Source organism: Devosia chinhatensis (genome assembly GCF_000969445.1).
Classification (GTDB): domain Bacteria; phylum Pseudomonadota; class Alphaproteobacteria; order Rhizobiales; family Devosiaceae; genus Devosia; species Devosia chinhatensis.
In genome coordinates this window covers 146,805-166,349 of record NZ_JZEY01000061.1, presented here as the reverse complement: position 1 = coordinate 166,349, position 19,545 = coordinate 146,805, and the positions used below count along the sequence as shown (strand labels likewise).

At 61.7% G+C, this 19,545-nt stretch carries 17 protein-coding genes; 14 read left to right on the top strand and 3 right to left on the bottom strand.

Features of this window, described 5'->3' with window-relative positions; genetic code table 11:
- Positions 1–32: 32 nt before the first annotated feature.
- From VE26_RS11205 to VE26_RS11195, 3 genes are read right to left on the bottom strand one after another with little or no spacing between them, the layout of a single operon-like run.
- Positions 33–1,664, bottom strand: coding sequence for an ABC transporter ATP-binding protein (locus VE26_RS11205; protein WP_046105377.1), 1,632 nt, complete (start codon positions 1,662–1,664; stop codon positions 33–35).
- A complete protein-coding gene (locus VE26_RS11200) occupies positions 1,661–2,779 on the bottom strand; it encodes an ABC transporter permease (protein ID WP_046105376.1) in 1,119 nt (372 codons plus the stop codon). The genes VE26_RS11205 and VE26_RS11200 overlap by 4 nt, the downstream gene beginning before the upstream one ends.
- A complete protein-coding gene (locus VE26_RS11195; protein ID WP_046105375.1) occupies positions 2,776–3,873 on the bottom strand; it encodes a microcin C ABC transporter permease YejB in 1,098 nt (365 codons plus the stop codon). The genes VE26_RS11200 and VE26_RS11195 overlap by 4 nt, the downstream gene beginning before the upstream one ends.
- Before the next feature lie 186 nt (positions 3,874–4,059).
- Here VE26_RS11195 and VE26_RS11190 point away from each other — a divergent pair, with 186 nt between their 5' ends.
- The 14 genes from VE26_RS11190 to VE26_RS11125 all read left to right on the top strand — a co-directional run bounded on the left by VE26_RS11190 (position 4,060) and on the right by VE26_RS11125 (position 19,502).
- Complete coding sequence (locus VE26_RS11190; protein ID WP_046105374.1) at positions 4,060–4,293, top strand: hypothetical protein; 234 nt, start codon at positions 4,060–4,062, stop codon at positions 4,291–4,293.
- A 123-nt stretch (positions 4,294–4,416) separates the two neighbouring features.
- On the top strand, positions 4,417–5,013 hold the full coding sequence (locus VE26_RS17165; protein ID WP_052715853.1) for an AprI/Inh family metalloprotease inhibitor: 597 nt from the start codon (positions 4,417–4,419) through the stop codon (positions 5,011–5,013).
- A gap of 176 nt (positions 5,014–5,189) precedes the next feature.
- Positions 5,190–6,335, top strand: coding sequence for a cell division protein ZapE (zapE, locus tag VE26_RS11180; RefSeq protein WP_046105373.1), 1,146 nt, complete (start codon positions 5,190–5,192; stop codon positions 6,333–6,335).
- Positions 6,336–6,513: 178 nt separating this feature from the next.
- Entirely contained in the window at positions 6,514–7,476 is a 963-nt protein-coding gene (mdh, locus tag VE26_RS11175) for a malate dehydrogenase (protein ID WP_046105372.1), read from the top strand.
- An 89-nt stretch (positions 7,477–7,565) separates the two neighbouring features.
- Positions 7,566–8,759 (top strand): ADP-forming succinate--CoA ligase subunit beta, encoded by a 1,194-nt coding sequence (gene sucC / locus VE26_RS11170; RefSeq protein ID WP_046105371.1) that lies wholly within the window; start codon positions 7,566–7,568, stop codon positions 8,757–8,759.
- A 5-nt stretch (positions 8,760–8,764) separates the two neighbouring features.
- Positions 8,765–9,289: a hypothetical protein gene (locus VE26_RS11165; protein WP_046105370.1), complete on the top strand. Its 525-nt coding sequence runs from the start codon at positions 8,765–8,767 to the stop codon at positions 9,287–9,289.
- Between the two features lie 63 nt (positions 9,290–9,352).
- On the top strand, positions 9,353–10,261 hold the full coding sequence (sucD, locus tag VE26_RS11160) for a succinate--CoA ligase subunit alpha (protein WP_046105369.1): 909 nt from the start codon (positions 9,353–9,355) through the stop codon (positions 10,259–10,261).
- Between the two features lie 373 nt (positions 10,262–10,634).
- Positions 10,635–13,637: a 2-oxoglutarate dehydrogenase E1 component gene (locus VE26_RS11155; protein WP_046105368.1), complete on the top strand. Its 3,003-nt coding sequence runs from the start codon at positions 10,635–10,637 to the stop codon at positions 13,635–13,637.
- A gap of 81 nt (positions 13,638–13,718) precedes the next feature.
- Positions 13,719–15,008 carry a 2-oxoglutarate dehydrogenase complex dihydrolipoyllysine-residue succinyltransferase gene (gene odhB / locus VE26_RS11150; protein ID WP_046105367.1) on the top strand — a complete coding sequence of 430 codons (1,290 nt, stop codon included), beginning with the start codon at positions 13,719–13,721 and terminating at the stop codon, positions 15,006–15,008.
- A gap of 164 nt (positions 15,009–15,172) precedes the next feature.
- Positions 15,173–15,622, top strand: coding sequence for a hypothetical protein (locus VE26_RS11145; RefSeq protein ID WP_160297840.1), 450 nt, complete (start codon positions 15,173–15,175; stop codon positions 15,620–15,622).
- 78 nt (positions 15,623–15,700) lie between these two features.
- Positions 15,701–16,090: an MAPEG family protein gene (locus VE26_RS11140; protein WP_046105365.1), complete on the top strand. Its 390-nt coding sequence runs from the start codon at positions 15,701–15,703 to the stop codon at positions 16,088–16,090.
- A gap of 103 nt (positions 16,091–16,193) precedes the next feature.
- Positions 16,194–16,826 carry a LysE family transporter gene (locus tag VE26_RS11135; protein WP_046106255.1) on the top strand — a complete coding sequence of 211 codons (633 nt, stop codon included), beginning with the start codon at positions 16,194–16,196 and terminating at the stop codon, positions 16,824–16,826.
- A 20-nt stretch (positions 16,827–16,846) separates the two neighbouring features.
- Positions 16,847–18,256: a dihydrolipoyl dehydrogenase gene (gene lpdA / locus VE26_RS11130; RefSeq protein WP_046105364.1), complete on the top strand. Its 1,410-nt coding sequence runs from the start codon at positions 16,847–16,849 to the stop codon at positions 18,254–18,256.
- A gap of 265 nt (positions 18,257–18,521) precedes the next feature.
- The gene (locus VE26_RS11125) at positions 18,522–19,502 is read left to right on the top strand and encodes a TRAP transporter substrate-binding protein (RefSeq protein WP_046105363.1); all 981 of its coding nucleotides are present in this window, start codon (positions 18,522–18,524) and stop codon (positions 19,500–19,502) included.
- Positions 19,503–19,545: the final 43 nt, after the last annotated feature.

Sequence of the window (19,545 nt, the reverse complement as noted above, 5' to 3'; positions counted from 1 at the left end):
GTGCGGCTCCGCAAAGGTGTTGTGACAAAAGCTTAGTCGTTCGGGTCGGTGCTGGGCAATGGCTGGGCGTATGCTGGGTCGGTGGGTGCTAATCCGAAGGCGGCGCGCATCAATTGTCTCGTATAGTCTTCGCGCGGCGCAGCGATGATGTCAGCGGTGACGCCTTCCTCGACGACCACGCCATTGCGCATGACGATCAGACGATGGGTGAGAGCACGCACGACCCTCAGGTCGTGGCTGATGAACAGGTAGCTTAGCTGGCGGCGCTGCTGGATGGACCTAAGGAGATCGATAACCTGCGCCTGGATGGAAACGTCGAGGGCCGATGTCGGCTCGTCGAGCACCAGCAGGTCGGGCTCCAGCACCAACGCCCGGGCGATGGCGATGCGCTGGCGCTGGCCGCCGGAAAATTCATGCGGGTAGCGGTCAGCCGTTGCCGGATCGAGCCCGACCTCCCGAAGCGCATCGATGACCCTGGCTTTGCGTTGCCCCTCGCTCAGCTTGGGCATGTGCACGCTCAGTCCTTCCTCGACGATCTGGCTGACCGAAAGGCGGGGGCTGAGCGAACCGAAGGGGTCCTGAAACACGATCTGCATCTTGCTGCGCAACGGGCGCAGCGCGCGCCAGGAGCGATTGTCGATCCTTTCGCCCAGCACGGCGATGCGCCCCTGGGATGGGATGAGGCGCAGCACGGCATAGCCGAGCGAGGACTTGCCCGAGCCGCTTTCCCCCACCACGCCCAGCGTCTCGCCCTTGCGCAGCACCAGGCTGACCCCGTCGACGGCCCTGATATGCCCGACGGTGCGGCGCAGCAGGCCGCGCTTGATCGGGAACCACACCTTGAGGTCCTGGGTCTCAAGCACGATCGGGGCATCGGGCGTCGGCTCGGGCGGCAGACCGCGCGGCTCGGTGGCCAGAAGATGCCGGGTATAGGGATGTTGCGGATTGGCAAACAAGGTTTCGACCGACCCGGTTTCGACAATTTCGCCGTTCTTCATCACACAGACCTTGTCTGCGATGGCGCGCACGATGGACAGGTCATGGGTGATGAACAGCATTGCCATGCCATTGTGTTGCTGCAGCCGCTTGAGCAGGGCGAGGATCTGCGCCTGGACCGTGACGTCCAAGGCCGTGGTCGGCTCGTCGGCGATCAAGAGCTTGGGATCGTTGGCCAGCGCCATGGCGATCATGACGCGCTGTCTCTGCCCGCCCGATAGCTGGTGCGGATAATCGTCGAGCCGCCGGCTGGGATCGGGTAGTCCCACGGCGGTCAACAATTCGACGACTTTCTGCCGGGCCTCATTCTGACGTAGCCCGGCATGCAGCGTGAGCACTTCGGCCACCTGCCGACCGATGGTCTGCACCGGATTGAGCGAACTCATCGGCTCCTGAAAGATCATGCCGACCTTGTTGCCACGGATGGCGCGCAAGGCCGGTTCTGCGGCGCCCACCATTTCGGCGCCATCGAAACGTATGGACCCCGAAAGGCTGGCGGAAGGCGGCAGGAGCTTGAGCACCGAGAGCGCCGTCACCGATTTGCCCGATCCGCTTTCCCCCACCAGGGCCACAGTCTCGCCCGGGGCGATGTCGAAGCCGACCTTGCGGGTCGCCGGCGTGGCGCCGAAGCTCACGTCGAGGTCGCGAACGGACAGGAGCGCACTCATCGGAAGGTCTTTCGCGGATCGAACGCATCCCGCACGGCTTCCCCGATGAAGACCAGCAAAGTCATCAGGATGGCGATGGTGAAAAAGCCCGTCAGCCCCAGCCAGGGCGCCTGAAGGTTGTTCTTGCCCTGGGCCAGCAATTCCCCCAGCGACGGCGAGCCAGGTGGGAGCCCAAAGCCGAGGAAATCCAGCGAGGTCAGCGTTGCAACCGAGCCCGAGAGGATAAAGGGCATGAAGGTCAGTGTCGCCACCATGGCATTGGGCAGAAGGTGGCGCCACATTATGGTTCGGTTGGAGACGCCCAATGCCCGCGCGGCGTTGACATATTCGAAGTTGCGGGCGCGCAGGAATTCGGCCCGCACGATACCCACCAGCGCCACCCAGGAAAAGAGCAACAGGATGCCCAGCAGCACCCAGAAGCTGGGCGCGATCACCGAGGAGATGATCAGCAGCAGATAGAGCGAGGGCACCGATGTCCAGATTTCGATCAGGCGTTGGGCGATGAGATCGACCCAGCCGCCGAAATAGCCCTGGACGGCACCCGCTGCGACCCCGATCACCGAGGAGGCGACGGTGAGGACCAAGCCGAAAAGGATAGAGATGCGGAATCCGTAGATCAGCCGGGCCAGCACGTCGCGGCCACGATCGTCGGTGCCCAGGTAATGGTAATTGCCCGGGACGCAGGCCGGGTCCTCGATACCGAGGGGATAGCGCTGGCAGATCTGCTCGCGGGTCAGCATCCAGCTGGGCGGATTGGCGCCGGAAAAAGCGACGAAGGAATCTACCGTCGCATAGGAAAAGCGTACGGGCGGCCAGATCATGAAGCCATTGGCCTCGATTTCCTCGACGATGAAGGGATCGCGAAAATTGGTGGTGGCAAAGAAGCCGCCGAATGTCGACTCCGGATAATCGATCAGCGCCGGCACCATGAGTTCACCCTTGTAGGAAACGAGGATCGGCCGGTCATTGGCGATGAATTCGGCACCCAACGTCAGGATGAACAGGACCAGGAAGATCCAGAAGCTCCACCAGCCACGACGGTTGGCGCGGAAATTGGCAAGGCGTCGCTGGTTGATCGGCGACAGGCGCGATGGGGTGGCCGGCACCGCACTCATACGTTGCGGCTTTCGAAATCGAGCCGGGGATCGACCCACATATAGGCCAGGTCCGAAACCAGCCCGATGACAAGGCCCAGCAGCGAGAAGATGTAGAGCGTGGCAAAGACCACCGGATAGTCTCGTGTCACGACGGATTGAAAGCCCAGAAGCCCCAGTCCGTCGAGCGAGAAGATGGTTTCGATCAGTAGCGATCCACCGAAGAATACGCCGATGAACGCACCGGGAAATCCTGCGATGATCAGCATCATGGCATTGCGAAAGACGTGACCATAAAGAACCCGGCGTTCGCTGAGCCCCTTGGCGCGGGCTGTCGTCACGTATTGCTTGCCGATCTCGTCGAGGAAGGAATTCTTGGTCAGCATGGTCGCCGTGGCGAAGGCGCCCAGGCCCATCGCGGTAATGGGCAGGACCAGGTGCCAGAAATAATCGATCACCTGTCGCCACCATGGAAAGCTGGCAAAGCCGGGCGAGGTCAGACCGCGCAACGGGAAGATCGACCAGAACGAGCCACCGGCGAACAGCACGATGAGGGCGATGGCGACGAGGAATCCGGGGACAGCATATCCGATGATGATGATCGTCGAGGTCCAGACGTCGAAACGCGATCCGTCCCGCATGGCCTTGGCAATGCCGAGCGGTATCGAGACGCCATAGGCGATGAGCGTCATCCACAGGCCTAGGGAAATGGACACCGGCATCTTTTCGAGAACCAGGTCGATCACCGAGATGTCGCGGTAATAGCTCTGACCGAAGTCGAAGCGCAGGTAATTTCCGATCATGCTGAAGAAGCGTTCGATCGGTGGCTTGTCGAAACCGAACTGCCGCTCGATCCGCTCCACCAGTTCAGGTGGCAGGCCCTGGCTGCCGCGATAGCCGGATGCGTTGCCCTGTCCGGACTGCTGGGTGGCGAAGTCGCCTGTGCCGCTGCCGGTCAGGCGTTCCTCGACTCCGCCGCTCACTCCCGAAAGATTGGCCAGTGCCTGTTCGACGGGACCGCCGGGCGCGAACTGAGTGATGAGGAAAGACACGGCCATGATCCCGAAAACGGTAGGGATCATCAGCAAGAGTCGGCGAATGATATAGGCGCTCATTGCCGCTCCGGCTGGCAAGTCGTTCTGTGCGGATTGTCGCTCCTGAAAGAAAGCGCGCAAATCACCTTGCGGTGAGACCGTTTTGACACTGCATCATTTCGATGCCGGCTTGGCAACGGTAATAAAGCCGGTCTGCCTTGCTCGCGTCCTCCCGATGGGTCACCATGGCGCGAACCGGAGAGCATAATGAAATTTCAGCCTATCGCGCAGGTCAAGGATCAGTCTCAGGCCCGCATCTTGCTGGTCGCGCTGCGAGCGCACGGTTTTCATCCGCTCGACCCGCGCGAAGGCGGTTTGCCGGGCGTGCCGAACCTTTTTGGTGCTGGGGGGTTCATTCTGGAAGTGCCCGAGGAGGAGGCGGCCGATGCCACCCTGCTCGCGGGCGAATTGCTCAAGGATATGGATGCACAGACCCCCTAAATTGGCCACAATGGCGTGAGATCGGGGACAGTGCGGGTTGGGCGATTGAACCGGGTGGGCGCTTTGAGTTATAAGCCGCCACAAGTGTTAACACGCATTAAGCCTTTGCGGCAGGAGTGATCAATGCAGGATTGGAAGCGCGGTGCTTCGTCCATGGTCGGCCTGGCGGCCGTTGCCTTTCTTGTGGCAGCGTGCTCGCCGACGAGCCGGACCAATACCGCCAATCTCAACGTCGTCGGTCAGCCCCAGCAGCTGCAGCCGGTACAGTCTTCGACCGTGCAGCAGAACGCGCTGCCCCCTATCGGTGCCACCGGCACTCCGGCGCCGGGTCTGTCCGGACAGCCGGTTCTGGGCGGTCAGCCCGCGGCGATGCCGTCCACCCAGGTCGCTTCGACCGGTGCGGGGTCCATCACCACGCTGGGCCAGCCCATGTCGAGCGGTGTTTCCGTTGGTCCTGAGGGCGCCTGGAATGTGGCTGCTGCAGGCCAGAGCTGCCGGCTCAACCTGCCGCTGACCTCAAAGACCGGGACAAATTATTACCGCGCCTCGGCACCCGGCTGTACCGTGCCACAGATCGCTTCGGTTACCGGCTGGCAGCAGGTTGGCAGCCAGCTCCAGCTTTATGATGACAACGGCAATATCGCAGCCTTCCTCGCCCCCAGCTCCGGCCGCTATATCGGCACGATGAGCGGCGGCCAGGCCGTGTCGATGTCGCGCTAATCAACAAAGCCGGCCCTTGCGGGCCGGCTTTTTTGTTTGACCTGCGCGCGCGCCTGCTCCTACACAGCAAACCGTCACCTCCGTGCCAGCGGAGGCCTCTGTTTGATCGGCAGATGCCGAGGTTCCCGCCCCGGCAGGAATGACGCCGTGATGGATCGCTGCCGGCGAAATAAGCGATGTCCTATTCTGTTTCAGCCCCGGTCAAGTCTGCCTACGACGCCCTTGTCGCCCGAGGTGCGCTGACGCCTGATCCCGCGCAGGTCGAGGCGGTCGAGGCGCTTGATCGTGTGCTCGCCGATCTCCTGGCTGCCCGCCCGCGTGGCTTGCGCGCCTTGTTCGAAAAGCCGCAACCGGTTCGCGGGCTTTACCTCTACGGGGATGTCGGACGCGGCAAGACCATGCTCATGGATCTGTTTTTTGCCGCCGTGCCCTTTGCGGAAAAGCGGCGGCTGCACTTTCATGAGTTCATGGACGACGTCCATTCCGGGGTTTCGGCGTTTCGAAAATCTGCCCGGGGCAGGAATGAAGATGCCGATCCGATCGAGGCGGTGGTCAGGCCCATGCTCAAGTCCGGCTTGCGGGTCCTGTGCCTTGATGAATTTCATGTGCACGACATCACCAATGCCATGCTGCTTGACCGGCTGTTCGGCAAGCTCTTCGCGGGTGGCGTGACATTGGTTGCCACCTCCAACGTGACCCCGGACGGTCTCTATAAGGACGGTCTCAATCGGCAGCTGTTCCTGCCCTTCATCGCCCTGCTCAAGGAAAGAACCCTGGTTGCGGCACTGCCCTCGCAACAGGATTACCGACGACTGAAATTTTCCGGCCAACAGGTCTACGCCTTTGGCTCCGGGCCCGAGGTCGATGCGGTCATGGACCGTCTGTGGTTGCGGATAACCGGGGGAGTGCCGGGCGCGCCCGGCAGTGTCGAAAGCATCGGCCGTCAGATCCCGGTGCCGCTTATGGCCATGGGAGCGGCGCGGTTTGGTTTTGCCGATCTGTGCGAGAAGCCGCTGGGCACACGCGATTTTGTCCGCATCGCCCATCAGTTCGATTCGCTGGTGCTGGACAATGTCCCCCAGATGGACCGCACCCGATCGGATGCCGCCAAGCGGTTCATCCTTCTTATCGACTCGCTCTACGATCGCGGCGTTAAGCTGGCGGCCAGCTTCGCTGTTCCGCTTGAGCATTTGGGCGCCGACGACAAGACGGCCTTCGAGTTTCAGCGGACCCTGTCCAGGCTGACCGAAATGCAATCAGAAGAATATCTGGGCAAGGGACTGCGGGACGCCGTACCCTTGGAGGAACCTGCCTCTTCGTGAATCACCATCAAGGGGCGGGTGCCGCATCGTGTCTTGTTGCGTCGGGTTGCCCATCCGGCATACCCCCATCGCCCATGAGCAAGGCAGTTTTCCCGTTTACGACGAAGGGTTCACTTGCCCGGCCTTGCCGCTAGGGTTAAGACGTGCGCCAATTCAACGCAGTCTGGGATGAGGACTTATGGCGCGCAAGAAGATTGCCCTTATCGGTGCAGGACAGATCGGCGGTACGCTGGCTCTGCTGTCGGCGCAAAAGGAACTCGGTGACGTCGTGCTGTTCGACGTGGTCGATGGCGTGGGTGCCGGCAAGGCGCTCGACATCGCCCAGTCTGCCCCGAGCCAGGGCTTCGACGTTTCGCTTAAGGGGACGTCCGAATATAAGGACATCGAAGGCGCGGACGTGATCATCGTTACCGCCGGTGTGCCGCGCAAGCCCGGCATGAGCCGCGACGACCTGCTCGAAATCAACCTCAAGGTGATGGAGCAGGTGGGCGCCGGCATTTCCAAATATGCCAAGGATGCCTTCGTCATCTGCATCACCAACCCGCTCGATGCCATGGTCTGGGCGCTGCAGAAATTCTCCGGCCTTCCCGCCCATAAGGTGATCGGCATGGCCGGCGTGCTCGACAGCTCGCGCTTCGTGCATTTCATTGCCGAAGAGCTGGGCGTCTCGGTGCAGGACGTCAATGCATTCGTGCTTGGTGGTCACGGCGATACCATGGTGCCGCTGACCCGGTATTCGACCGTCGCCGGCATTCCGCTCACCGACATCGTCAAGATGGGCTGGATGAGCAAGGAGAAGCTCGACGAGATCGTGCAGCGCACCCGTGATGGGGGGGCCGAGATCGTGGGTCTCCTCAAGACCGGTTCGGCCTTCTATGCGCCTGCCGCTTCAGCCATTGCCATGGCCGAGAGCTATCTCAAGGATAAGAAGCGCGTCCTGCCTTCCGCCGTGCAGCTCAACGGCGAATATGGCGTCAAGGGCACCTATGTCGGCGTGCCCGTGATCATCGGCGCCGGTGGTGCCGAAAAGGTCGTCGAGATCGCGCTCAACTCGGCCGAGCAGAAGGCCTTCGACAAGTCGGTGGCGGCCGTTGAAGGCCTCATCGAGGCCTGCAAGAAGATCGCGCCCAAGCTGGCGTAACGCATTCAAAGCCGCTGGTTCGCCGGCGGCTTTTGGCTTTCCGGCTCCAGAAATGCCGGATTACTGACTGCCCACCCAAGGGGAACACGATGAATATCCATGAACATCAGGCCAAGGCGCTGCTGAAAGAATATGGTGCACCGGTCGCGGCCGGCGTCGCCATCTTCTCGGCCGACGAGGCTGAAGCCGCTGCAAAGTCGCTGCCAGGCCCGCTTTATGTGGTCAAGAGCCAGATCCATGCCGGCGGTCGCGGCAAGGGCAACTTCAAGGAACTGGGCCCCGATGCCAAGGGCGGCGTGCGCCTCGCCAAGACCGTCGACGACGTCGTGGCCTTTTCCAAGGAAATGCTCGGCAATACGCTGGTGACCAAGCAGACCGGCGACAATGGCAAGCAGGTCAATCGCCTCTATATCGAAGACGGCGCCGACATTGCCCGCGAACTTTATTGCTCGCTCCTGGTTGATCGCGCATCGAGCCGCGTCTCCTTCGTGGTCTCCACCGAAGGCGGCATGGACATTGAGGCCGTCGCCGAGCATACGCCCGAAAAGATCATCACCGTCGCCATCGATCCGGTGGCAGGCGTCACCGATGCCGACGTGGCCAAGATCAATGCGGCGCTCGAACTCGACGGCGACGCCGCCGCCGACGCCAAGAGCCTGTTCCCCATTCTCTACAAGGCCTTCACCGAGAAGGACATGAGCCTGCTCGAAGTGAACCCGCTGATCGTCATGACCGATGGTCACCTGCGCGTTCTGGATGCCAAGGTCAGCTTCGACAACAACGCCGCCTTCCGTCATGAAGAGCTCAAGCCGCTCCGCGACCTGACCGAAGAAGACGCCAAGGAAATCGAAGCCAGCAAGTACGACCTCGCCTATGTGGCGCTCGACGGCAATATCGGCTGCATGGTCAATGGTGCGGGCCTGGCCATGTCCACCATGGACATCATCAAGCTCTACGGCGCCGAGCCGGCGAACTTCCTCGACGTTGGTGGCGGCGCTTCCAAGGAGAAGGTGACGGCAGCGTTCAAGATCATCACGGCCGATCCGGCGGTGAAGGGGATTCTCGTCAACATCTTCGGCGGTATCATGCGCTGCGACGTGATCGCCGAAGGCGTGATCGCTGCGGTCAAGGAAGTCGGCCTCAAGGTGCCGCTGGTGGTTCGCCTCGAAGGCACCAATGTCAAGGAAGGCAAGGCCATCCTCGACAATTCGGGCCTCGACGTCATCTCTGCCGACGATCTCGACGACGCCGCGCAGAAGATCGTCAAGGCAGTTCAGGGCTGATCAGCATGCGCAAGGGCCTCGCGATCGTGGTGATCCTTGCCCTGGCGGCGCACCCTGCGCTGGCCCAGGGTAAGACCAAGGTCGCCCCGAATGCGGGAGCCCTTTCTGCCTTGCAAACGTGCCAGACCTTTGCCAATGGCGACGAGACTGCCGTGGATGCGGCCATCTCGGCCGGCTGGGATGCCTACGAACAGGACGCGGAAAGCCCGTTCGTTCACTCCTATGGTGCGGAACGAGAGGTCGATGGGCTGGGATGGGGTGACCTGTTCGCGCTGGTCGAAACCTATCCGGACCGCATCTTCGGCTATTGCCGCATCGATTTTGTCGAAGCCAGGGGCAATGGCAAGGCCGTGATCGACGCCATTGCCGGTCTCGATGGCTTCGAGGGCGAGGTCAAGGCGATGGATGGCGGTCATTATGCCAGCCTCGTCGGCGGGGACAGCCTGCTGCTCGCCCATTGGGACGATGCAGGTTTCGTCATCCAGCTCACAACGATAACGCCCAAGCTCCAGCCTGCGGACGGCGACTAACCCTTTCGCCCCGGCGGGGCACCAAGACAAGGCGCACAGCGCCCCAGACGGAAGAGAAACAACATGTCCATTCTCGTCAACAAAGACACCAAGGTCCTCGTGCAGGGCCTGACCGGCAAGACCGGCACCTTCCACACCGAACAGGCCCTCGCCTATTTCGGCACCCAGATGGTGGGTGGCGTCAATCCCAAGAAGGCCGGCGAAACCTGGACCTCCTCGCTCGATGCGTCGGCGCAGCTGCCCGTTTACGCCAGCGTTGCCGAAGGCAAGGAAAAGTCCGGGGCCAATGCCTCGGTCATCTATGTGCCCCCCGCAGGCGCGGCTGCGGCCATCGAAGAAGCGATCGACGCCGAAATCGAACTGATCGTCTGCATCACCGAAGGCGTGCCGGTCATGGACATGGTCCGCGTCAAGGCCAAGCTCGAAAAGTCCAAGTCGCGCCTGATCGGGCCGAATTGTCCCGGCGTCCTCACCCCCGAGGAATGCAAGATTGGCATCATGCCGGGCTCGATCTTCTCCAAGGGTTCGGTGGGTATTGTTTCGCGCTCCGGTACGCTTACCTATGAAGCGGTGTTCCAGACCACCAATGAAGGCCTGGGCCAGACCACGGCCGTCGGCATTGGCGGCGACCCGGTCAAGGGCACCGAATTCATCGATGTCCTGGAGATGTTCCTGGCCGACGAAGCGACCAAGTCGATCATCATGATCGGCGAGATCGGCGGTTCGGCCGAAGAGGAAGCGGCCCAGTTCCTGATCGATGAAGCCAAGAAGGGCCGCAAGAAGCCCATGGCCGGTTTCATTGCTGGCCGCACCGCCCCTCCGGGCCGCACCATGGGCCATGCCGGCGCGGTGATTTCGGGCGGCAAGGGTGGCGCCGAAGAAAAGATCGCGGCGATGGAAGCGGCAGGCATCAAGGTCTCCGCCTCTCCCGCCCGTATCGGCGTGACGCTGGCGGAAGTGCTCAAGGGCTAAGTCCTGCTCACACCTCTCGGCTTCGCCGTAGCCCGGCGAAGCCGTCGTGGGCGCCAGAGCCCTTTTGGTTTTGTGCCGTCGGGTTCTGGCTGACGGTTCGGAGACGGGCATCCGGGCCGCTGCTACAACTGGACGCACTTGGTAGAAAACGTCCAATTGCGACCAATGTCGGTCGCGCTTCGGACACGGTTCGGTGCTAAGCGGTGACCCGAACCATCAAGTGAGTCGCGGCGTGCTTTCGGGCGCCGCAAGTCTTAACAAGATACAAAGGAAAAGCGGTCAATATTCGCCCCACGTTTGACCGCAAATTCGATCGACCAATGGTCGGTCCGTTGAGAAGGATGGCAGGGCGAGAGGTCCTGCGACAAAAGCGATGACACGACAGGAAAAGAACGACACGTTCTTGCTGACCTCGTTCCTCTATGGGGGGAACGCCGACTACATCGAACAATTGTATTCTCGATTCAAAACCGATCCTTCCAGCGTGGACGAGACCTGGTCGAGCTTCTTTTCGCGGCTCGACGACAGTCAGCTCGAAGTCCAGAAGAATGCCGAGGGTCCGAGCTGGGGCCGCAAGGACTGGCCGCAGGCCGAGGCCGGCGACCTGGTCAACGCGCTGGATGGCAATTGGGGCGAGATCGCCGTCAAGACCGAGAAGGCGGCCACAAAGAAGGCCGCAGCCGAAGGCAAGCCCGCTCCGAGCGCCGGGGATGTCCTGCAGGCGACGCGCGACTCCATCCGCGCCATCATGATGATCCGTGCCTATCGCATGCGCGGGCATTTGCATGCCGATCTCGATCCGCTGCGCCTCAAGGCCGACGAGCCGGCCCCCGAACTCGATCCCAAGAGCTATGGCTTCACCGAAGCCGATATGAGCCGCAAGATCTTCATCGATAACGTCCTGGGTCTGGAATACGCCACCATTCCCGAGATGCTTGCCATTCTCGAGCGCACCTATTGCGGCACGGTCGGCATCGAATTCATGCACATCTCCGATCCGGATGAGAAGCAGTGGATTCAGGAGCGCATCGAAGGCCCGGACAAGGAAATCACCTTCACCCCCGAGGGGAAGAAGGCCATCCTCAACAAGCTGGTCGAGGCCGAGGGCTTCGAGAAGTTTCTCGACGTCAAATATACCGGCACCAAGCGCTTTGGCCTCGACGGCGCGGAAGCCACGATCCCCGCGCTCGAGCAGATCATCAAGCGCGGCGGCGCCTTGGGCATCAAGGACATTGTCCTGGGCATGGCCCATCGCGGTCGCCTCAACGTCCTCACTCAGGTTCTGAGCAAGCCGCATCGCGCGCTGTTCCATGAATTCAAGGGCGGCGCCTTCTATCCCGACGACGTCGAGGGTTCGGGCGACGTGAAGTACCATCTGGGTGCCTCTTCCGACCGTGAGTTCGACAATAACCGGGTGCATCTGTCGCTCACCGCCAATCCCTCGCACCTCGAAATCGTCGACCCTGTCGTTCTGGGCAAGGCGCGCGCCAAGCAGGACCTGCACATTTCGCCCGAAGGCAAGCTGGTCAATATCGAGAAGTCCGGCAAGCCTGATCGCTCTATGGTGCTGCCGTTGCTGATCCACGGCGACGCCGCCTTCGCAGGCCAGGGCGTGGTGGCTGAATGCTTCGGCCTTTCGGGGCTCAAGGGCCATCGGACCGGCGGCTCGATCCACTTCGTGATCAACAACCAGATCGGCTTTACGACCTCGCCGATCTATTCGCGGTCCTCGCCCTATCCAACGGACGTCGCCAAGATGATCGAGGCGCCGGTCCTGCATGTGAACGGCGACGATCCGGAAGCGGTGGTGTTTGCCGCCAAGGTCGCGGTCGAATACCGGCAGAAGTTCGGCAAGCCTGTCGTCATCGACATGTTCTGCTATCGCCGCTTCGGCCATAACGAAGGCGACGAGCCCAGCTTCACCCAGCCGCTGATGTACTCCAAGATCCGCTCGCACAAGACGACGCTGGAGCTTTATTCGGAGAAGCTGATTGCCGAGGGCCATGTCAGCCAGGCCGATATCGATGGTCTCAAGGCGGACTGGAGGGCCAAGCTCGAAGCCGAGTTCGAGGCCGGCCAGGACTACCGGCCGAACAAGGCCGATTGGCTCGATGGTCAGTGGAAGAGCTTCAAGCCCGCCCATGACGAAGGTCCCCGGCGTGGCGAGACCGGTGTGGCGCTCGACCGTCTGGTCGAAATCGGCACCAAGCTTGCCAAGGTGCCGGCGGACTTCAATGTCCATCGCACCGTCAAGCGTTTCATGGACAATCGCCTTTCGGTGATCGAAAGCGGCGAAGGTATCGACTGGGCAACGGCCGAGGCGCTGGCTTTCGGCACGCTCGTCACCGAAGGCCATCCGGTGCGCCTCTCCGGGCAGGATTGCGAACGCGGAACGTTCAGCCAGCGTCATTCGGTGCTCAACGACCAGCAGGTCGAGAACAAGAGCTATACCCCGCTCAACAATCTGACGCCCGAACAGTCCCGCTACGAGGTCATCAACTCGATGCTCTCGGAAGAAGCAGTGCTTGGCTTCGAATATGGCTACTCGCTGTCCGAACCCAAGGCGCTGACCTTGTGGGAAGCCCAGTTCGGCGATTTCGTGAATGGTGCACAGGTCGTCATCGACCAGTTCATTTCCTCGGGCGAGCGCAAGTGGTTCCGTATGTCGGGCCTCGTGATGCTGCTGCCGCACGGCTATGAAGGGCAGGGCCCGGAGCATTCCTCCGCGCGTCCCGAGCGTTTCCTCCAGCTTTGCGCCGAAGACAACATGCAGGTCGCCAATTGCACGACCCCGGCCAATTACTTCCACATCCTGCGTCGCCAGCTCAAGCGTGACTTCCGCAAGCCGCTGATCCTGATGACGCCCAAGAGCCTGCTGCGCCACAAGCGCGCTGTCTCGGGGCTGGTGGAACTGGGCCCCGACAGCGTCTTCCATCGCCTGCTCTGGGACGATGCCGAAGCGCCCGGCCTGCCCAAGACCACCATCCGTCTGCAGAAGGACGAGAAGATCCGCCGCGTCGTCCTGTGTACCGGCAAGGTCTATTACGACCTGCTCGAGGATCGTGAAAAGAAGGGCATCGACGATGTCTATCTGCTGCGTATCGAGCAGCTCTATCCGTTCCCGGCCAAGGCTCTCCTGGACGAACTCAGCCGCTTCCCCAATGCGGAAGTGATCTGGTGTCAGGAAGAGCCGCGCAACATGGGCGCCTGGGCCTTCATCCAGCCTTATGTGGAATGGGTGTTCGACCAGATGGGTCGTGGCAATCAGCGCGTGCGCTATACCGGTCGCGCCGCTGCCGCTTCCCCTGCAACCGGCCGCATGGCGGTTCATCTGGAACAGCTGCAGGCGTTCCTGGACGACGCCCTCGGTTCTTAAGCCTTGTGACAAGACATAAAGAGCGCCACATTCGTCCTTAGGACGCGTGGCGCTCTGGCCCGAAATAGAAGGACAAACTCCATGTCGACAGAAATCCGGGTTCCGACCCTAGGCGAAAGCGTGACCGAGGCCACCATCGGCCAGTGGTACAAGAAGGTCGGTGACACCGTTGCCGCCGACGAGCCTCTGGTCGAGCTCGAAACCGACAAGGTGACTATCGAAGTGCCGGCGCCAGCTGCCGGGGTGCTTGAAGCCATTGCCGCAAATCCCGGTGACACCGTCGATGTGGGCGCCTTGCTTGGCGCTATCGCAGCCGGCGGCGCCGCTGCCGCATCGGCGCCCAAGGCCGAAGCCAAGTCCGAGGCGCCGGCCAACAATGCTGCCGGTCCCGAAGAGATCAAGTCCGAACCCGCCCCGCAGCCCGTCACTGCCACCGATCGTGCGCCTGCGCCTTCCGCTCAGAAGCTGATCAACGAGAACGGCCTTGATGCCGGCACGATCGCCGGTTCGGGCAAGTCGGGCCAGGTGCTCAAGGAAGACGTCCTGGCGTCGCTGGCGCGGCCGCAGCAAGCTGCGGCGCCGGCCGTGGCACAGGCGGCACCCGCTTCCGCACCTGCTGCAAAGCCGGCTCCTGCTGCCGCTCCGCGTGCACCGGTCGCTGCCGACGATGCCGGCAGGGAAGAGCGTGTGAAGATGACGCGCCTGCGTCAGACTATTGCCCGCCGCCTAAAGGACGCGCAGAACACAGCCGCCATGCTGACCACCTTCAACGAGGTGGACATGAAGCCGGTGATGGACCTGCGCAACCAGTACAAGGACCTCTTCGAGAAGAAGCATGGCGTCAAGCTCGGCTTCATGGGCTTTTTCACCAAGGCCGTCGTCCATGCCCTCAAGGAAATCCCGGCCGTCAATGCCGAGATCGATGGCGATGACCTGATCTACAAGCAATACGCGCATATCGGCGTCGCCGTCGGCACCGATAAGGGCCTCGTGGTGCCGGTCGTGCGCAATGCCGACCAGATGAGCATTGCCGAGATCGAGAAGGAGATCGGTAATCTCGGTCGCAAGGCCCGTGACGGGGCGCTGTCCATGGCCGACATGCAGGGCGGCACCTTCACCATCTCCAACGGTGGTGTCTATGGTTCGCTGATGTCGACGCCGATCCTCAATGCTCCGCAGTCGGGCATTCTGGGCATGCACAAGATCCAGGAGCGCCCGGTCGTCGTGGGCGGACAGATCGTCATCCGCCCGATGATGTATCTGGCACTCAGCTATGACCACCGCATCGTCGATGGCAAGGAAGCGGTGACCTTCCTCGTTCGCGTCAAGGAAAGCCTCGAGGCTCCTGAACGCCTGGTGCTCGACCTCTAGGTCTTGCCACTATTGCCAGCTAGAAGGGCTCGCTGAGGCGGGCCCTTTTTGTTGCCTCACCAAAAGGTGTGCCCTGCAACGCTCAGCGCTAACAGTCTGTTAGCGAATTGGCGATTTATGCAGGTGAAACATGCGCTCTCCTGCGGCGCTGAACGGAGAATATGTTGCGACGGAATCTGCTTCTCGCCGCTGCCCTGACGGCCTCCATCCTGCCCGCACAAGCGCAGGACACCGCCTCCGACACCGCTCTTATCGGTGAACTCATGGCCTTTCACGGCTCCAAGGCCATCGTTGAGGCAATGAGTACCCATTGCTACGAGAATACCGGCCTCGATGGCGCCTATCACGATGCCGCCGCGAACTGGTACCTGCGCAATGTCGGCTATCTCGACCTGGCCGACCGGGTCATCAACCGGTTGGGCGGGGGCAGCGAGGGACAGCAGCGAACGGCGGAGACCTATGGCGGCAGTCAGATCATGAGCGCCTATAACCAGGCTCCTGACAAGACCGTGTTCTGCCGTACCTTCCTCGAACAGGTCGAGGGCGGCACGCTGGACATCGACAAGCAATTGCCCGAGATCCTCAAGCGGGCGCAGGAAATTTCGGCGTCCTGAGCGGCGGGCGACTATCGGGGATGATCCAATCGGCGGCCCGGGGCGTTGCAGTGTGAACGCAACAGTCTGGAGCCCGCCATGAGCATAGAACTCACCCTTTTGATCTGGAGCGCCGCGTTGGCGTTCGCCTATCTCCTCGTGCAATCGACGGCTTATCGCCTCGACTATGGGTTGATGCATGCCGGCAGCCAGCGCGATAACGAGCGCAAGCCCAACAAGTGGGCGGCGCGGGGCAATCGGGCGCTCCGCAATTTTCTCGAAACCTACGGCGTCTTCATCGCGCTGGCGGTGGCGACGGAAGTGTCTGGCCGCTCGGACTGGCTGACACAATGGGGCACGCAGATCTGGTTCTGGTCCCGCTGGGTCTACCTGCCGGCTTATTTCATCGACATTCCTTTCCTGCGCTCGGCAGTCTGGTCGGTCTCACTTGTCGGTCTCTTCCTGCTGTTCGTGGGCGTCGCCTTTTAAGTCATGATGTCGTGCCAATAGGGCAGGGGACCGGGCGTTGCCCCACGGGCACGCCTGGTGTAACCCTTGCCGCACCATGATGTCGGTGCAGGTGGCCGGATCGATGACTTTTCCCTGGGTGGAATTTGCCGGCTTGATGCTTGCATTCGGGATCAACGCCATCATACCGGGCGCCGACTTTGCCATGGTGCTGCGCCAAGCCGTGGTGCATGGGAGGCGTGCCGCCGTGTTGACCTCGCTGGGCATAGCCTGCGCCATTCTAGTCCATGGCACCTATACGCTTTTGGGTGTTGGGGTGATTGTCGGGCAATCCTTGCTTCTGTTCAATATTCTCAAGTGGGCCGGTGCGGCGTATCTCGTCTGGCTGGCCGTTGCCGCCTTTCGCAGTCCGCCGCCCGAACCGCCGCTGCTCGAGCCGGGCAGCATGGCGCGCACGGGCGACATGGCCGCTTTTGCGCTGGGTTTCCTCACCAACCTGCTCAATCCCAAGGCCGTGTTGTTTTTTCTGGCGCTCTTCACCTCGCTGGTCTCGGTGCGCACCGGTGGCGACGCCAAGGTGGTGTATGTGGGCAGCATGAGCCTTATGCTTTTTGCCTGGTTTGCATTGGTGTCGGTCTTCTTTACGACCCCATCTGTGAGACAGGGCTTTTTCCGAGCCGGCCGGTGGTTTAATCGGGTCACCGGCATTACATTCCTGGCGCTTGCTCTCCGTGTCGCCCTGGCACAGCAGCGCTGATCATCTTTCGAGGCTAGAACATGGCAGACCAATTCGACCTTACCATCATCGGCTCGGGCCCCGGCGGCTATGTGTGCGCCATCCGCGCGGCTCAATTGGGCATGAAGGTAGCCGTTGTCGAAAAGTGGGCGACCCTGGGCGGCACTTGCCTCAATATCGGCTGCATTCCGTCCAAGGCCCTGCTGCATGCCTCCGAGCTCTTCGAGGAGGCCAATCACGGCTTCAAAGCGCTGGGCATCGATATTCCCACCCCGCAGCTCAACCTGCCGCAGATGCTGAACCACAAGTCCGAAACGGTGGCGTCCAATGTCGGCGGCGTCGATTATCTGTTCAAGAAGAACAAGATCACCGTGTTCCGCGGCATCGGCTCGATCCCGAGCGCCGGCAAGGTGCTGGTGACGCCGCAGAGCGGCCCGCAGACCGAAATCGCGACCAAGAATATCGTGGTGGCGACCGGTTCGGTTTCGGCGAACCTGCCGGGGATCGAGATCGACGAAAAGCAGGTGGTGACCTCGACCGGTGCGCTCAGCCTCGAGAAGGTGCCCGCCAAGATGGTCGTCATCGGTGCCGGTGTGATCGGGCTCGAGCTCGGTTCGGTCTGGATGCGCCTGGGCGCACAGGTCACGGTCGTCGAATATCTGGACCGCATCCTGCCGGGCATGGATAGCGAGGTGGCACGCCAGTTCCAGCGCATGCTGCAAAAGCAGGGCATGGAGTTCAAGCTGTCGAGCAAGGTTGCCGGTGTGGATCGCACCGACCAGAACGGCCTGCAGGTGCGTGTCGAGCCGGCCAAGGGCGGCGATGCCGAGATCATCGATGCCGATGTCGCGCTGGTGGCCATCGGACGCAAGCCGTTTACAGAAGGCCTGGGCCTCGACATTGCCGGCGTGGCGCTGGATGAGCGCGGCCGCATCCGCGTCGACGGCCATTTCAAGAGCTCGGTCGACGGCATCTACGCCATCGGTGACGTCATTGCCGGCCCGATGCTGGCGCACAAGGCCGAGGATGAAGGCATTGCCGTGGCCGAAATCCTTGCCGGACAGGCGGGGCACGTCAATTACGCGGCCATTCCCGCCGTGGTCTATACCAATCCGGAAGTGGCGTCGGTCGGCAAGACCGAGGACGAACTGAAGGCCGATGGCGTCAATTACAAGATCGGCAAATTTCCCTTTACGGCCAATGGTCGCGCCAAGGCGATGCTGGCCACGCAGGGCTTCGTCAAGATCCTTGCCGATGCCGATACCGACCGCGTTCTCGGCGCCCATATCGTGGGCAAGAATGCCGGCGAGATGATCCATGAATTGGTGACGCTGATGGAATTCTCCGGGGCCTCCGAAGACCTGGCGCGCACCACGCATGCCCATCCGACGCTGTCCGAGGCCATCCGTGAAGCCGCGTTGGCGCTCGGTGACGGCGCTATTCACATCTGATCGTTTCGATCCGTCCAATGTCTGATCCCCGGCGCCGATGCGCCGGGGATTTTTTCATTTTGCCATTCGCTTCCGGGCCCAAATTGGACCCAAGTCATCATACAAGTGCAGTGCAATTGTATGTTGACTTGTTCTTTTGTCTTCCATACCAGTTTGAGCGGGGCGGACTTTCTAGGAGGAGGGGCCGTTTCAAGCGGGTTGGCCCGCTATTGCGACCGGCATCCTGAGGAGGCGCCGGTCCCTTAAAATCCTTGGGAGGACAGACATGTTTCATTTTACGCGGATGGCAGCACTTGCCGTCATCGCTTCGAGCCTGATGGTGTCGGCCGCTAGTGCCCAGACGGTCCTGCGCTCGTCCGATACGCATCCCGATGGCTACCCCACTGTGGAGGCGGTGAAGCGCTTCGGCGAATTGCTGAGCGAGAAGACCGAGGGTCGCTATTCGGTGGAAGTCTTCCATTCCGCCCAATTGGGCGGTGAAGCCGATACGATCGAGCAGACCCAGTTCGGGGTGATCGACCTCAACCGTATTTCCATCGGGGCCTTCGGAACGCAAGTGCCCGAGGCCACTGTCACGCAGCTGCCCTATATCTTCCGCTCCGCCGATCACTTCCATAATGTTCTCGATGGCCCGATCGGCGAGGAAATCCTGGCCGCCTTCGACGCCGTCGACGTGGTGGCGCTGGCCTATTATGACGGTGGGGCGCGCTCTTTCTATAACAGCACAAAGCCTATCGAGACTCCCGAGGACATGGCGGGCATGAAGTTCCGCGTCATGCAGTCCGACATCTTCGTCGACATGGTCGGCGCGCTGGGCGGCAATGCGACGCCCATGCCCTATGGCGAAGTCTATTCCGGCATCCAGACCGGGGTGATCGATGGTGCCGAGAACAATTATCCAAGCTACGACACGGCCGGTCATGCCGAGGTCGCCAAGTTCTATTCGCTGGACGAGCACCTGATGGTGCCAGAAGTGCTGGTCGTGTCCAAGGTCATCTGGGACGGGCTGTCGCCGGAGGATCAGTCGGCCATGCGCGAAGCGGCCAAGGAATCGGTGGCTTATCAGCGCGAGCTCTGGGCCGCCAAGGAAGTGGAGTCCAAGGCTGCGGTCGAGGCCCTGGGCGCCACGATCAACACGGTGGACAAGCAGCCCTTCATCGATGCCATGAAGCCGGTCTACGACAAGTACGTCACCGATCCGGCCCTGCAGGATCTGGTCGCCCGCATCCAGGCAACCGAAGGCTGATCGAGACCGCCAGGCCGGCGGCAGCCGGCCTGGCCCCGTTGCG